General features: G+C 43.0%; 18 protein-coding genes. 9 read left to right on the top strand and 9 right to left on the bottom strand.

Annotation, left to right across the window (positions count from 1 at the left end):
• Nucleotides 1-77: 77 nt before the first annotated feature.
• The 6 genes from B2Q61_RS06105 to B2Q61_RS06080 all read left to right on the top strand — a co-directional run bounded on the left by B2Q61_RS06105 (nucleotide 78) and on the right by B2Q61_RS06080 (nucleotide 4,272).
• Complete coding sequence (locus tag B2Q61_RS06105) at nucleotides 78-743, top strand: hypothetical protein (protein ID WP_290615846.1); 666 nt, start codon at nucleotides 78-80, stop codon at nucleotides 741-743.
• Nucleotides 744-751: 8 nt separating this feature from the next.
• Complete coding sequence (locus B2Q61_RS06100; protein ID WP_290615848.1) at nucleotides 752-1,774, top strand: serine hydrolase domain-containing protein; 1,023 nt, start codon at nucleotides 752-754, stop codon at nucleotides 1,772-1,774.
• On the top strand, nucleotides 1,771-2,832 hold the full coding sequence (locus B2Q61_RS06095) for a sensor histidine kinase (protein ID WP_290615850.1): 1,062 nt from the start codon (nucleotides 1,771-1,773) through the stop codon (nucleotides 2,830-2,832). The genes B2Q61_RS06100 and B2Q61_RS06095 overlap by 4 nt, the downstream gene beginning before the upstream one ends.
• A gap of 1 nt (nucleotide 2,833) precedes the next feature.
• A complete protein-coding gene (locus B2Q61_RS06090; RefSeq protein ID WP_290615852.1) occupies nucleotides 2,834-3,421 on the top strand; it encodes a LytR/AlgR family response regulator transcription factor in 588 nt (195 codons plus the stop codon).
• On the top strand, nucleotides 3,342-3,533 hold the full coding sequence (locus B2Q61_RS06085; RefSeq protein WP_290615854.1) for a LytTR family DNA-binding domain-containing protein: 192 nt from the start codon (nucleotides 3,342-3,344) through the stop codon (nucleotides 3,531-3,533). Before B2Q61_RS06090 ends, B2Q61_RS06085 begins: the two co-directional genes overlap by 80 nt.
• Before the next feature lie 175 nt (nucleotides 3,534-3,708).
• Nucleotides 3,709-4,272: a YaeQ family protein gene (locus B2Q61_RS06080; protein WP_290615856.1), complete on the top strand. Its 564-nt coding sequence runs from the start codon at nucleotides 3,709-3,711 to the stop codon at nucleotides 4,270-4,272.
• 54 nt (nucleotides 4,273-4,326) lie between these two features.
• Here B2Q61_RS06080 and B2Q61_RS06075 read toward each other — a convergent pair whose 3' ends face one another.
• From B2Q61_RS06075 to B2Q61_RS06050, 6 genes are all read right to left on the bottom strand, one after another.
• A complete protein-coding gene (locus tag B2Q61_RS06075; protein ID WP_290615858.1) occupies nucleotides 4,327-5,004 on the bottom strand; it encodes a hypothetical protein in 678 nt (225 codons plus the stop codon).
• A 116-nt stretch (nucleotides 5,005-5,120) separates the two neighbouring features.
• Nucleotides 5,121-5,642, bottom strand: a complete 522-nt coding sequence (locus tag B2Q61_RS06070; RefSeq protein WP_290615860.1) for a hypothetical protein — start codon at nucleotides 5,640-5,642, stop codon at nucleotides 5,121-5,123.
• 144 nt (nucleotides 5,643-5,786) lie between these two features.
• Nucleotides 5,787-6,386 (bottom strand): DUF1287 domain-containing protein, encoded by a 600-nt coding sequence (locus B2Q61_RS06065; RefSeq protein ID WP_290615862.1) that lies wholly within the window; start codon nucleotides 6,384-6,386, stop codon nucleotides 5,787-5,789.
• Between the two features lie 54 nt (nucleotides 6,387-6,440).
• Nucleotides 6,441-7,199: a hypothetical protein gene (locus B2Q61_RS06060; RefSeq protein WP_290615864.1), complete on the bottom strand. Its 759-nt coding sequence runs from the start codon at nucleotides 7,197-7,199 to the stop codon at nucleotides 6,441-6,443.
• Between the two features lie 183 nt (nucleotides 7,200-7,382).
• Entirely contained in the window at nucleotides 7,383-8,051 is a 669-nt protein-coding gene (locus B2Q61_RS06055; RefSeq protein ID WP_290615866.1) for a LiaF domain-containing protein, read from the bottom strand.
• 98 nt (nucleotides 8,052-8,149) lie between these two features.
• Complete coding sequence (locus B2Q61_RS06050) at nucleotides 8,150-8,584, bottom strand: hypothetical protein (protein WP_290615868.1); 435 nt, start codon at nucleotides 8,582-8,584, stop codon at nucleotides 8,150-8,152.
• A gap of 177 nt (nucleotides 8,585-8,761) precedes the next feature.
• Between B2Q61_RS06050 and B2Q61_RS06045 the strand changes: the two genes are divergently transcribed.
• From B2Q61_RS06045 to B2Q61_RS06035, 3 genes are all read left to right on the top strand, one after another.
• Nucleotides 8,762-9,544: a glycerophosphodiester phosphodiesterase gene (locus tag B2Q61_RS06045; protein ID WP_290615870.1), complete on the top strand. Its 783-nt coding sequence runs from the start codon at nucleotides 8,762-8,764 to the stop codon at nucleotides 9,542-9,544.
• Between the two features lie 124 nt (nucleotides 9,545-9,668).
• Nucleotides 9,669-9,779 carry a DUF4160 domain-containing protein gene (locus B2Q61_RS06040; RefSeq protein ID WP_290615872.1) on the top strand — a complete coding sequence of 37 codons (111 nt, stop codon included), beginning with the start codon at nucleotides 9,669-9,671 and terminating at the stop codon, nucleotides 9,777-9,779.
• A gap of 26 nt (nucleotides 9,780-9,805) precedes the next feature.
• On the top strand, nucleotides 9,806-10,060 hold the full coding sequence (locus tag B2Q61_RS06035; protein WP_290615874.1) for a DUF2442 domain-containing protein: 255 nt from the start codon (nucleotides 9,806-9,808) through the stop codon (nucleotides 10,058-10,060).
• A 20-nt stretch (nucleotides 10,061-10,080) separates the two neighbouring features.
• On the opposite strand, the gene B2Q61_RS06030 is transcribed toward B2Q61_RS06035, so the two are convergent.
• The 3 genes from B2Q61_RS06030 to B2Q61_RS06020 form a co-directional block, all read right to left on the bottom strand.
• A complete protein-coding gene (locus B2Q61_RS06030) occupies nucleotides 10,081-10,458 on the bottom strand; it encodes a hypothetical protein (protein ID WP_290615876.1) in 378 nt (125 codons plus the stop codon).
• A gap of 92 nt (nucleotides 10,459-10,550) precedes the next feature.
• Nucleotides 10,551-10,970 carry a hypothetical protein gene (locus B2Q61_RS06025; protein WP_290615877.1) on the bottom strand — a complete coding sequence of 140 codons (420 nt, stop codon included), beginning with the start codon at nucleotides 10,968-10,970 and terminating at the stop codon, nucleotides 10,551-10,553.
• A 73-nt stretch (nucleotides 10,971-11,043) separates the two neighbouring features.
• Nucleotides 11,044-12,744, bottom strand: a complete 1,701-nt coding sequence (locus B2Q61_RS06020; protein ID WP_290615879.1) for a DUF262 domain-containing protein — start codon at nucleotides 12,742-12,744, stop codon at nucleotides 11,044-11,046.
• Nucleotides 12,745-12,872: the final 128 nt, after the last annotated feature.

Raw genomic sequence — 12,872 nt, 5'->3', positions numbered from 1 at the left:
TAAACATAAAAGCTGCCACTTCCTATTTCCAATCATTATACTTGGCTGACAGTGACAACATCGTAAAGGAGAAGAGTATGCAACAGGCCCTCGCATGGTTCACCGTTTTACTAATGATAATCGGTGCGTCAGCAGTTAGTGCTGAGCAGTTGAGCGGGAAATGGCGCGGACAACTGCAGATGGCGCCGCAGGCAGCACTGACGATTGGCATTAATATCAGCAATATGCCTGATGGATATTCCCTTACCCTGGACAGCCCCAATCAGGGAATGTTTGATTATCGTCCCAGCCAGTTTAGCGTCGACGGTCAAAGTGTCCAGTTTCAGGACGATAAGCTAAATGCCAGTTTTAGTGGTACCCTGGTAAAAGGTCAGCTGCAGGGCAAGTTTACTCAGGGTAAAGCCCGTGAGCTGTACTTAACAAAACTTAATGAGCAGCAGCTCAAATTGCTGGCAAATGAAGGCAGTTGGTATGGCGATCTTATTATCAATAACAGTGCCCGCCTGCCACTGGTGTTAAACATAGCGGTATCAGGTGAAGGCTATCATGTCACGCTCGACAGTCCGAAACAGCAGAGCTTTGGTATTCCGGTTGATTCATTCAGTATCACTGCAGAAAAGCTGGATTTCAGCTCTGCTATTATAAATGCCAGCTATAGCGCGACCTGGATGGATAACGGCTGGCAAGGGACTTTTGTGCAGGGTGCGGCTATGCCGTTGGTTTTAAAAAAAAAGCCGGGCTGAGTCAACCATTGCAGCCGACGTTAGCCGATATTGAGCAATGGTTAAAAGCTGAATTCAGCAGTGCAGGCGTAGCAGTTGCCACCATCAGCGATAACCAAACCCGCTTTTATCTGCATGGTTTTGCAGACCATCAGCAAAACCTTGCCGTCAGCAATAAAACGTTGTTTGAAATTGGTTCTGTCACCAAACCCTTAGTTGGCTTGCTGACTGCGTTGGCTGTCACCAAGCAGCAATTGTCGCTTAGCGATACCGTGGCGTCGCTGTTGCAGGCGCCCGAATACCAGCAACATCAATATAGCCTGGCTCACTTACTGACACATACCAGCGGTCTGCCGCGCTTACCTGCAAACCTGACATTAACTGACGTAACCGACCCTTATGCAAATTATACCCGTGCGGATTTAATGTCAGCATTGCAACAGGTACAGCCCGGTGAACAGCAGTTTGAATATTCTAATTTTGGTTTTGGCTTACTGGCAGAATTAGTGAGCCGGCAGCAAGACAGTACTTTTGCTGAGATTATGCAACAGCAAATATTTGCTCCAATCGGTATGTCAGACAGTAAAGTTGCCCTGACCAATAGCCGCTATCCCAACCGCGCTCAGGGCTATCAGATTTATGAAACGCCAGTAGCTAATTGGCATTTTCAGGCATTGGCAGGCGCAGGGGCGGTGCTTTCAACAATTGATGATATGGCGCTACTGCTACAGTATTACCTGCAAGCTACTGCAACAGAGTCTGACGGGACAAGTAAAAAGCAACAGCTTCGTGTCGCTATGCAATTATCGATTAAACCTCTGACGTCTGATCCTGATATTGGATTTGGTTGGATGCTGCAACGCCATGGGCTTGTTTGGCATAACGGTCAGACCGGTGGTTTTAATTCTTTTGTTGGGTTTGCACCAGCTGAACAAGTGGGGATTGTTATTCTGAGCAATTCAACTAATCCGGTAACGCCGGGCGGTATGGCCCTGTTACAACAGTTACGCCAGCGAGCTGGCAGCACAATCAACGCTGACGCTCAACCATGAAGTTAGAACCAGACAACGAGACACAGCATCGTCATGCTTATCTTATCTGTCAGCTGCTCGGCTGGTTCATATTATATGCGGCAATTGGCTTTAGCGCCTGGCTTCGGCCTATCTTTACGCCGGTTGAATGGCTTTATGCACTGGTACTGGTAGGCAGCAGTGCTATTGGCTCTCACTTCATCCGCAGTGGCTATAAAAAACACATGCGCAGACGGATAATCTGGCAACAGGTGATATATCTGGGGATCTGCAGTTTGTTTTTTGCTGCGATTGCAGGGACAATATTACTGAGCATGGTGTTTATGCTGGCCCATTTCGGGGTGACCAATCCAATCCCCTCATCTCAACAACTTCTTGTTGCTAAATTGGTTTTTACCGGCAATTTTTTCAATATGCTGCTGGCATTACTGTTCTGGTCAGTACTCTATTTCAGTATCAGTAAAGTACGTCAGCTACGCCAAACCAGCAAGCTACTGAAATCCAGCCAGCTTGATGCCTTGAAAAACCAGTTAAACCCCCATTTTTTATTTAATGCTATTAATAATATCAGGGCGCTAATCCTGGAAGACCCCGGGGGAGCCAGAGAAATGCTGGCCCGGCTTGCTGACATGCTGCGTTACAGCCTGAGTAAAGACGATAAAAGCAAAGTCACCCTGAGCGCCGAGCTGGCTATTGTTAATGAATATATCGCACTATGCTCTATTCAGTTCGAAGAGCGTTTGCGTTTTTCTGTTAACGCACCAGTTCGCTGCCAGCAAGCACTGGTGCCTAAACTGCTATTACAATTGTGTGTTGAAAATGCCATTAAACATGGTATCAGTACCGAAGTTGCCGGTGGCAGTATCGACGTAACGGTGTCTTGCAGCGATACGATGCTGCATATCATCATCAGCAATGATGGTAAGCTCGATCTCAACGTTAAAAGGCCGGGGGTAGGCTTACAAAACATCAGGCAACGACTGACGTTGCTCTATCCCGATTGCCGGGATACAGGCTTAGCGCTGCAAAGCGAACATAATAAAGTAAAAACTCACATTCGTTTGCCACTGGAGTTCTAATATGAAGGTAGTTGTTGTCGATGACAGCCGGCTGGCCAGGCTGGAATTAACCGAACAATTAAGCCATATCAGCGGTGCCAGCCTGGTTGCCGAGGCAGCCAATATCAGCCAGGCAAAGCAACAAATAGAGACATTAAAACCAGACGTTGTATTGCTGGACATTAATATGCCAGGCGGCGACGGCTTTACACTGCAGGAACAACTGGATTACCTGCCACAGGTTATTTTTGTTACCGCCTATGACCATTACGCTGTTAAGTCGTTTGAATTTAACGCATTGGATTACTTGCTCAAACCCGTTACTTTGCCGCGCTTGCAAGCTGCATTTGATAAGTTACAACCGGTTAGTCAAAATGAGCAAAAATTAGCGTTACATCAGCAATTTTTCATCAAAGATGGGGATCATTGTTTTTTTGTAAAACTTGCTGAGGTCATTTGTTTTGAGGCTATGGGTAATTACACCCGGGTCCATCTGGCACAAGCGTCCCCTGCTACCTACCGGAGTATAGGTGCGATCGCACAACGCCTACCTGCTGACTGTTTTTTTTCGGGCAAACAGAAGCTGGATTATAAACACCCATTATATTAATGAGATAGCACCATCAGTCAGTGGCGGTTTTGATGTTCAGTTACAACACAATAAACAGGTAGAAATATCCCGCCGTCAGGCCAGTGCTTTTCGTCAGCATTGGAGTTTATAGCTTTCACCTGCTACCAATTGTATTGTCTAAACACTAATATTTAAAATGGAATAGTTATTGCAGAGATTTTTATCCTAATAATATGATGATTAACCAGATAGCGGTTTAATCAGATACAGTAGATCCCAGCCTGGAAATGAAAATTTGACTGTGATCCCCGGTGATAGAAATGCTGATGAGTACAAAATTAGTTACACTCGACTTAAGCTACAGCTGCGAAATGCACAAAGTTTTTCAGCAACATCGCCATTATATTGCCCCGTATCAGGGTGAGTCAGCAGAGCATTTTGGCAGACGATTGCTAGCTTATCTTACCCTTTATGAGCAAAGTCCAGTTTGGAATAACACGTCTCATACCGAAAAACTGCCTGACTTATACCTAAAAGATGATTGCCAACACTACACCCTATGGGCTGCGGTTGAACCGTTAACTGGCAAAGGTATGCGTCGGGCTTTGCATCAGGCAGATAGGGTCATTTTATTTTTATCAGAACAGCAAACCGATAAAATCCGACACTACCCGGGTGACGCTAACGTGGGCTACTATCAATTCAGCGACACTGAATTAGCAGCGCTAACTCAGCTGCTTCGACCACATATGCAACTTAGTGTCTGGCGGGAGCTGGATACCCTGAATCTTACTGACGGTTGTCAGCTGGTCAATATTCGTTTACAGAATAGGTATGGCGCATCTTTGATGGCTTTGGCCGGCGATAAATCTGAGCAACGCGTTTGTTAAGCTCTCAAAACACGATACTCTTCCACCATCAGAAAGTTTTGAAGTGACGATCAGTCAGAAGTTTAGTAAATCGCGACGAATAGCTTGCATGAGTTGCTCACTGCTTTGTTGTAACTGACTACCAACTTGCTGTAACTTCTCGGCCATAAATTTAACCGCCTCATAATCTTTACTCAGGGTTATAGCAACCAATTGATTCATCTGCTCGCCAGATACTACAAGCAAATTCTGATACAGTTGCTGAATATCGAGCAAGATCTCAACCACATCGTCAGCAGCACTAAGCTTCAGTTCGGCGGTTTGTTTATCAAGAATGTGTAATTCAGTTGAAGTGGCAGTAGCAACCTTTTGAATTTCTCCGGAGAACCATAAGGTCGCCAAAGACGCTGCAGCTGTGTCTTCTGCTGCTTCAGCGGCCTGATATCGGTTATTAAATTCGGTAAAAAGTGGCAGGAACACCTTTTGATAATCATTCTGATGTCTGAGACGAAATGCCTCAAGCTCATGGCAATAGTCTTCATACTGACAGATTTTAAGTTCGTAAACTTTACGACGGCGCTCAAGTTCGAGGTTTAACGAATGCTCAAGCCTTTGATAACGATTACGCGCTGCCTGTTTACCAAAACAAAATAAGGCAAACCATAACAGGTTTGTAACGATATATAGCCAGATATAATACTCAGGTAGGGTATGAGCTGGCAACTTTGCCAGCAACGTTGTGATGGTATCCATTCCTTTCCCATTCCAGACCGCGCAAACGACTAGCTGCAACAACGGTTCAAAATCAAAATCAGAACATCACCGTACGTCGCCGGTAATGAACTAACACTGAATTAGCAGTGTTTGGATTAATTTTGAAAAAGTTGTTCAATACTTCGCTGATAGCGTGTTGATTGCGGGTCAGTTTTTTGTAAATCGGCAATCAACTGTTTAATCTGGTTATCGTTGTCGGCAAGTAAATAGCTGTAGCCACCACTGGCAGAGGTAAGAATACCCATATTGAGTTGCACAGCACCATTGTCAGAGCGGATAAAAACCAGATTATTACGAATTTTGAATCGCTGTGCACTGTACTGAAAAAACTGCAATGCATACTCCAACTGTTGAAATGAAGTGGGATAGCTACTGCGTTTGACAGGATAATCACTCATCGAGTTGCTCAACGATGCCTGATCAGCGTATACGCTATCAGGTTTGGTTCCGGTAAACTGAAAATACAGCCGGCAAAAACCGGGTTTTCTTTGTTCAATAACTTGCCAGCAGGCCGAATTCCGATCTGAATTAAACTGCACTGTTACCGCAGTAACCTGAAACGACAGCGACAACACGCCAACGACTAACCACACATATGGCTTTAAAAAAATACTCACACTGCGTCCTCCATTACACTCTCTACTGCTCGTACCTCTTACTAACGAAATACGCATATTAAGTTATAGATGGATTAGCGACACTATGCAATTGATAATTTTGCTTTAGCTAATTTAGTCAGGCGTTTCGATTGTTTATAGGAATTACTTAAAATAGTAGAAGTGACCGGTTATCGGATAGGAAAACAACATATCTTCCAGTTTTGGTCCGGCGCCAATGTTATGCACGATCATCAGCCGCTCAGTGCCTGGTACTCGCTTATCACTAACAATTCCGATATGCGGCAAATTGCCCGGCAACATCCAGCTGACAATAGCGCCGGGCTTATAATCTGCAGCCTGCTGAGTTACAGCCAGCTCAGTGCCATGGCGGCGGAAAAACACCTGTAAATTGGGAACCCGCCGGTGGTCGATATTGCTATCAGGTCGACTCAGCCCCCAGATCCGCTTTGACGGATAACTGCTGAAATTACTGCGCATATCTTCGTGTACCAACTGTTGCAAGTCGACACCCAGGCTGCGATAGCTTCGAATAACCACATCAGTGCACACGCCAATATCTGCCGGTACATCACCGCCCGGATAGCCAATACGCCGATATGCACCATCATAACGCACCTGCATATGGGTACGCTGCATGGCTGCCTCTGCCAATTGTTGCTTAAAACCAACAGGCGATGCAAAGCTTGAACAACACATTAAACTCAGTATTACCAGCATCCGATTCGAACATTTTGTCAGCATTTATTTTCCTTGCGAAGAACTGCTGTATGGTAAAAAGCTTTTTACTATAGGTTGCTACAGCGGTTTTTTTGGATAAAAATCTCTGCACTCTGCCCCAAAAGCAGCATCAGCAAACGCAACCCCTGAACAACAATCCAAGCCATCGCGCCCCACATAAGTGCCCTTACGACACACACCAGGCAGCAATTTTTTCCACTTAAGTCCGCGGCTATTCGGACCGCCGTTAGATTCATATTCATAAGCACAATGATGCTGTCTTTTCTCTGCATCTTGCTTATCGCTGTTGTAAGCCGTCTGGCCAATCTGCAAACATTGCTCGTACTTCGGATTATCACGCGCTTGCGCTTGCTCTGCCTTGGCAATTAATTCAATACATAACGTGTTGTCAGGCTCTTTAATACAATTCACTCTTCCATCAAGCTTGCGCTCAATTTTTTGCAGTGCCTGACATTTGGACTTCAGCGCACTAGGTAGATCATCTTTTGCGCACCATTGCTGATAAAAAGCGGGCGTCAAATCAAACGTATTCTTACCTGGACCAGAGCCTCTGTATTGGGTGACTAAACATTCTGTGGCGTTATCATCAAAACAAATTTTACAGAACGAGTTAATTTTACAAGCAACTGGGTTACTAACACTGGAATCCGGATCATGTACAAACTTGGTACCGTTTAAACTTTTGTGTACCACTACATGTGCATCACAATTTGCCGGACAGGACCGGCCGTCATCGTAGATAGTAAGTTTTGGTGCCGCTATTAGGCTCAAAGGCGTGCTAATTAGCAAAACAAATAGCAATACTTTACTGACCATATAAAACACTCCACAGGTTATAGAAAAAATGCCCCCACTGGGCTACTCTCCATAACGTGGGTGCGCTTCGGTTAGCACAATCAAGCCTGCTCCACTAATTTGAGAAATCAGTTGAGAGCATGCAGGTTAAATATTGCACAGCGCAGCAAAACAAACAACTTACTCATTAAGTAAGTCGTATGCCTATGATTTACTTAAACCAAACATGGCCCGACATTGGTCGGCAAAGGCAGTGAATTTCTCTTTCATCGTCGTTTTCAGTTTCACATCCAGTGAGCCCAGAATAGAGTACCCTTCCACCACAATTTGTGGCGCCTGGCGATCGCCTATGCAAGGCGCTCTGTTATCGGTACTGCCAATAATATTAAACATATTCGATACCACATTAACCTGCTCCGGAACCAGAATGGTTAAACTGCCAATCCAGTTATTTACCCGGATAACAATGTTTTGATGCTGAAAAATCGCTTCAGAAAAATCCAGTTCTACTGAGCCAAGGATACTAACAATACGAATTTCAGCTGGCACCAACCATTGGCCACTATGCTGATTTGATGACAGGACACAAATAATATTTTCGTTACGGGTGTCATTGCCAGCCTGGTAGCGCGGCGTAAAACTACGCTCACGTTGCTGCTGATACAGGTTATCTGGCTGCAATGATAAGTCTGCCACCACATCTATCAGTTCCTGAATGCTGGTTGCGTCAGAGGCAACGTCGAGCCGCCGTTCAAACGCTTCGGCTGATATCACACCATGGCTGTAATTCATAATCAGCTGATCAATAGCCTCCTGCCGCACCTGATCAAAGGGCCTGTCTTCAATTTTCACACCAGTGGTATCAATCGCCATCAACAAATTCCTTTTTTGCTAATTTTATTGCTGAAACGTTAGCATAGTTTACGGTCACTGATGTCAGTTTTTGGTATCAAAATGTAAATAGAATATATTCAAGCGGGACGCAGTTGGCGCCAGGTCTGCACTGTGCCAGTAGCATAGAGTAAGCCAATCACCAGACAAATAGCCGAGCTAACCAACCAGAAGCTCAGGCTGTTGTCGGGAAATAGCGGCATAATGGCAATGAACGCCAGGCCACGTAGCAAAAAAATGGCAGAAATAACACAAAGCACGGTACGCAGCAGCGGTAAACGGCGGATAACCCCAGCCCCGGATAAGGCAAATAGCGCCCAGATCAGCAGCACAGTTACCATAACAGAAGTAACGATTGTCGGGTGGGGATTGCCCTGCTCTGCCAGCAGCGCCATCTGCTCGCCAGCACCAAAAAAGCGGTACCAGTCGCCGCCAAAGACAATACATCCCAGGTGTGCCAAAGCAGCGATAATGCAGCAAAGTGCCGCAGCAACAAGATAACGATTTGTGGGCAAAATATGCTCCTTGTTTTTATATTCTATTAAAAACCGTAGCGCTGGATTTTCGACACAATGACAATGACAATGACAATGAATGATGCTAGTGGATCTGCGGCATAAAGTGAACAATTTGTTTCGAAATACCAGTGCAAACTGCTACTATTTTGCCACCTCCCCAACAGGATAAATACCGTGCCCGACTGGACTTATCATCTGAACAATCTGGCCAACCAGCTATGGCGGCTAAGTCCGGCTTGCCGGATACCGGCCGATCCTGTACAGGTAAAACTGGTAGCGCATCGTGGCGCCTATATTGCGGGTAACAACAGCCCGGCGCCGGAGAATACCCTGGCTGCGTTTGACCGTTGCCTGAAGCACAATATCTGGGGTATCGAGCTTGATGTCAGACTGACAAAAGACGGTGAGCCGGTGGTGCATCATGATCAGGCGTGCGGCCGCTTGTATCAAAGGCCCGATATTAACATTGCCAGCACGTCCTTTGCTAACCTGCGGCGCCAGCTGCCGCAAATACCGCACCTGCAAGAGGTAATTGAACGATATGGTAAGCACTTGCACCTGATGATAGAGCTAAAAGCATCCTGGCGTGAGAATAAGCCATTGCAGCCTCAGCTAACCAGATTATTAGACACGCTTGAGCCTGGCGAGCATTATCACCTGCTAAGCCTTGAGCCTGATCATCTGGAAGGGTTTCGGCAATTACCGCCAGCCACCCTGGTTGATGTGGCGTTAACCAATACCAAAGATATCATTCGTCAGAACATAAGCTTGGGACATGGCGCAGTAGCCGGCTCTTTTGCCTTGCTTAATCAGGCTTATATTAATCAGCTAAAAGCGGCAGGCAAACATATTGGTACCGGCCAGGTTAACCATCCCGACATTGTAAATCGCGAAGCATATCGCGGTATTGACTGGGTATTCAGCGATCAGCCGCTGCGTCTAATAACAAATAGTTAAGGCTTCCAGTAACTGTATTGTGAAGTCGGATAAAGTACTTTGTCAGATTCCCCTCTTTATTGTTTATTTGACACTTTTCATAGTTTCAATATGATGGATAGCACATTAAACTAAGGGTTGAAAAATGCCAGTTATCAGTCGCTTCTACGGAATTCTGATTGCCATGTATTTTAACGATCATAATCCGCCACACTTTCACGCCAAATATTCAGGCTATGAAGCGCTATTTGCTTAAACTACATCGCACCACTGGATTAAGTTATGTTACATATTAAATCGGCCAAATATGTGTCGGACTACATAATTTGGGTTGCTTTCGATGACGGCACTTCAGGAGAGATTGATCTTGATGGTGTTTTGCGTGGCCCGGTATTTGAGCCACTGAAAAACCTTACTACTTTTAAAAAAATAAGCGTCGGTCCCGAGCTGGAAACAGTGATCTGGCCAAATGGTGCCGACCTGGCACCGGAGTTTTTAAAGGACTTGCTTAATAAACAAGCTCAGCCAGTGTTGTGAATGTTGAAAGCGCATAATGGCTAACGCATATTATTAGTTATCTTTGCGAGCTCTAAAGCTTTTAGCGTAGATTTGTGCACGGCTACAATACATAACACAGAACAAATTAAAAAGATAAAAGCAGCCAGTACCGACTTAATTGAAATTAATAATACCATACCAATTAAGCCAGTTAAGGCACCAATAGTAGTAAACGCCATCCAAAGCCCGTGTCCTGAATGTGTTTTGTCATATTGGTTGAATACCCATGCACTAAGGCTTGCTGGTAATCCAATAGAACTAAAAATCAACGCGGTAATTAAAAGCCCGCTTTCTGTCGATGTTGCTACCACGCCCAAGATAATTGCCATGTTAAAGGCAGCTAGGCTACCTGTAACTTTTCTGTAGTGTTCTTTCATGTGTAACGGCGCCTTTTCAAACGGAGCTCGATGTAAAGACCAATCGCAAATACTTTTGCGAGTCCCCAGTTAGCAATCTCTAATTATGGCGACTAACGCTTCGATTCTAAATAATTTTCAATTTCAATCATTAACGAATGTTTGTAGGTTTCAGTAGTTACATCTGATGTCACAAAAGCAGTGACTATATCCTTCCGCTCGAGATCTGAATATATCGCTTCTAATGGATGCCTGTCGGCGTTCCACAAGGGCGCATCAAATTCGTCAAATTGATCTGCAGTGATGTCATAAACCTTACCTTCAACTTCTAACCAGAAATGAATGGAACTATTTGAGTCTGTCCCTTTTACATAGTCAACTTTGACATCTGGAAACTTTTCTTTCAAATAATTACCTAGAAACAAAGAGCTCGCTTCACAACAATTTCTCGGAAATGTTGTAGAAAAAGGTAAGTCAATGTGGCATTTGGTTATTTCGAAAAATATTCTTATTTCTTTTGAAGTTTTAATCATAAATCACCAAATCGACGAATTTAAATAAGCTTGTTAATAATAAAAAAATTAAAACCCCACTTGAAGTAGAATATCAAGAAATGCTCTGAAGGTATGGTAGGGACCATATTGCTTTTGCTTGTTTCGCCATATACTTTTGACGAATTGATAAGTTATCCTGAGACCAAGTTTTAAAACCAATTTTCTTAGACAACTCGTATCTGCTTGTTTTATAACCCTCTAACTTGCTGAAAAAATCTCTATTACCTAAGAGTTTATTTTTGTCACTTTCCAAGATAGTAAAGTTGCCCAGTCTATATATAAAGTTTTCCTCTATATCTGTTGGAAATTCCGACTCCCATTCATTTGATGGATTCTCAGGCAGTATATGTTCCAATGTTCCGTTATCATATTCAAAATCAAAATTAACACCTGATAAGTGGTTTTCAATAGTGTATAAAACATATCTAGCAAGTTTAGCGGATCTTTTTGTTCTGATAGATTTACTCTCAAAGCTTCTTTCAAAATCCTCATCAGAAACATATACCGATTTAACTATATTAAAAACATCCCTCGCGGTGTTAGCCATGCCGCTGTTAATCGCTTTACAAGCATCATTATACTTAGACTCCAGAGAATTTGGATTAAGACCTGAAATAACCATATACCTAAATGATATAACAGAACAAATCCTTAGAACGCCAATCCACTCGTCTTCATCAAAATACAAATTCGCATTTATCAATAATGGATAACACTGTGTAACATTAAATAAGCTAAGTTCTCTAATATACTTTTTAACTTTATCATTACCATCCCAGAGAGTATGATTCGCATTGCCTAATGCAGAATATATCTCAGAGACCTCACTCATATCGTTCAAAACCTGAAATGCAGACTTAGGGTCTTTCACATTTCTTTTTATTGTTTTAAAAAGTTCCTTCTCTTGAATAACACCATTTTGCATCATCCAGTAATGGCGAAGAAACTTAGGAAAAGACGCATAAGTAACGTGATTAATTGTGACATCCCATATGTTTTTAATATGACTCTTATCAGATTCACTCACAATTGAAAAAAGGTAATTTTTTAGAAGGTCCGTAACTGAGAGCTCTAAGCCTCTGTCATTGAGTGTCTCAAATATTAAATATGCACTTAGATCATCGGTTGCTGTTATTTGAATAAAAAGCAGACTGTCCGAGATAAATTCGACAAACTCTATTAAAGAGCTAACATCTCCACTCTTAAAAACCTCTTCATAAACCAAAGACTTAAAATAATTGAAACATTTCCAGAGTAATTTATTGCTATTTACCTCAGATTTTATATTAATTGGGTTCCTAAAGTTTGTAAGATATGTTGAAAAGAAAGGATTATTAGATTCATTAAGTTCTATTTTATTTTCATAATTGAGAGATGTTAATGATTTTTTACCGACAAAATCATTAATTAGAAGTTCTATTCTTTTAGTGTTATCTTCAACATCAACGCCAGCTTCTACTAAGCCGTTAATTATGTCAACAACTGCCAACATAATAACTGTGAGAGTGGTCAGTCTTTGCTGGCCATCTATAATGTCATACTTCTTTTTGTCTCGAGAAACAAGAACAATTGAACCCATATAATGCTTTGACTTAGTTCTCCGATTAGTTTCAATGTCAAGCCAGAGATCACTCCAGTTTCTCTCATCCCAAGAGTAATCTCGCTGATACAAAGGAACAACAAACTTGTTATCACCCTTAATAATCCCTGCAAAGGTATCAGTTTCAGCATTTAAAAAATTCTCAGCTGACATTAAAAATCTCCATATAAATCAACAAACATTAGTGGTATTTGTTCATTAATCAAATTAGTTTAATGCTTTACCACATAAAGTAACTAGCATTAATAAATCGAATTATGACTGCATATCTCTATACCACT

This window comes from Arsukibacterium sp. UBA5043, assembly GCA_002415085.1.
Lineage (GTDB): Bacteria > Pseudomonadota > Gammaproteobacteria > Enterobacterales > Alteromonadaceae > Alishewanella.
The sequence above is the reverse complement of the archived record's forward strand: the minus strand, read 5'-3'. Positions and strand labels throughout refer to the sequence as shown.

What these genes read in the sequence shown, in the direction of transcription:
- B2Q61_RS06105 (WP_290615846.1), top strand. Translation starts at nt 78, where the DNA reads ATGCAACAGGCCCTCGCATGGTTCACCGTTTTACTAATGATAATCGGT.
- B2Q61_RS06095 (WP_290615850.1), top strand. Translation starts at nt 1,771, where the DNA reads ATGAAGTTAGAACCAGACAACGAGACACAGCATCGTCATGCTTATCTT.
- B2Q61_RS06090 (WP_290615852.1), top strand. Translation starts at nt 2,834, where the DNA reads ATGAAGGTAGTTGTTGTCGATGACAGCCGGCTGGCCAGGCTGGAATTA.
- B2Q61_RS06080 (WP_290615856.1), top strand. Translation starts at nt 3,709, where the DNA reads ATGAGTACAAAATTAGTTACACTCGACTTAAGCTACAGCTGCGAAATG.
- B2Q61_RS06075 (WP_290615858.1), bottom strand. Translation starts at nt 5,004, where the DNA reads ATGGATACCATCACAACGTTGCTGGCAAAGTTGCCAGCTCATACCCTA.
- B2Q61_RS06065 (WP_290615862.1), bottom strand. Translation starts at nt 6,386, where the DNA reads ATGCTGACAAAATGTTCGAATCGGATGCTGGTAATACTGAGTTTAATG.
- B2Q61_RS06060 (WP_290615864.1), bottom strand. Translation starts at nt 7,199, where the DNA reads ATGGTCAGTAAAGTATTGCTATTTGTTTTGCTAATTAGCACGCCTTTG.
- B2Q61_RS06055 (WP_290615866.1), bottom strand. Translation starts at nt 8,051, where the DNA reads ATGGCGATTGATACCACTGGTGTGAAAATTGAAGACAGGCCCTTTGAT.
- B2Q61_RS06040 (WP_290615872.1), top strand. Translation starts at nt 9,669, where the DNA reads ATGCCAGTTATCAGTCGCTTCTACGGAATTCTGATTGCCATGTATTTT.
- B2Q61_RS06035 (WP_290615874.1), top strand. Translation starts at nt 9,806, where the DNA reads ATGTTACATATTAAATCGGCCAAATATGTGTCGGACTACATAATTTGG.
- B2Q61_RS06030 (WP_290615876.1), bottom strand. Translation starts at nt 10,458, where the DNA reads ATGAAAGAACACTACAGAAAAGTTACAGGTAGCCTAGCTGCCTTTAAC.
- B2Q61_RS06025 (WP_290615877.1), bottom strand. Translation starts at nt 10,970, where the DNA reads ATGATTAAAACTTCAAAAGAAATAAGAATATTTTTCGAAATAACCAAA.
- B2Q61_RS06020 (WP_290615879.1), bottom strand. Translation starts at nt 12,744, where the DNA reads ATGTCAGCTGAGAATTTTTTAAATGCTGAAACTGATACCTTTGCAGGG.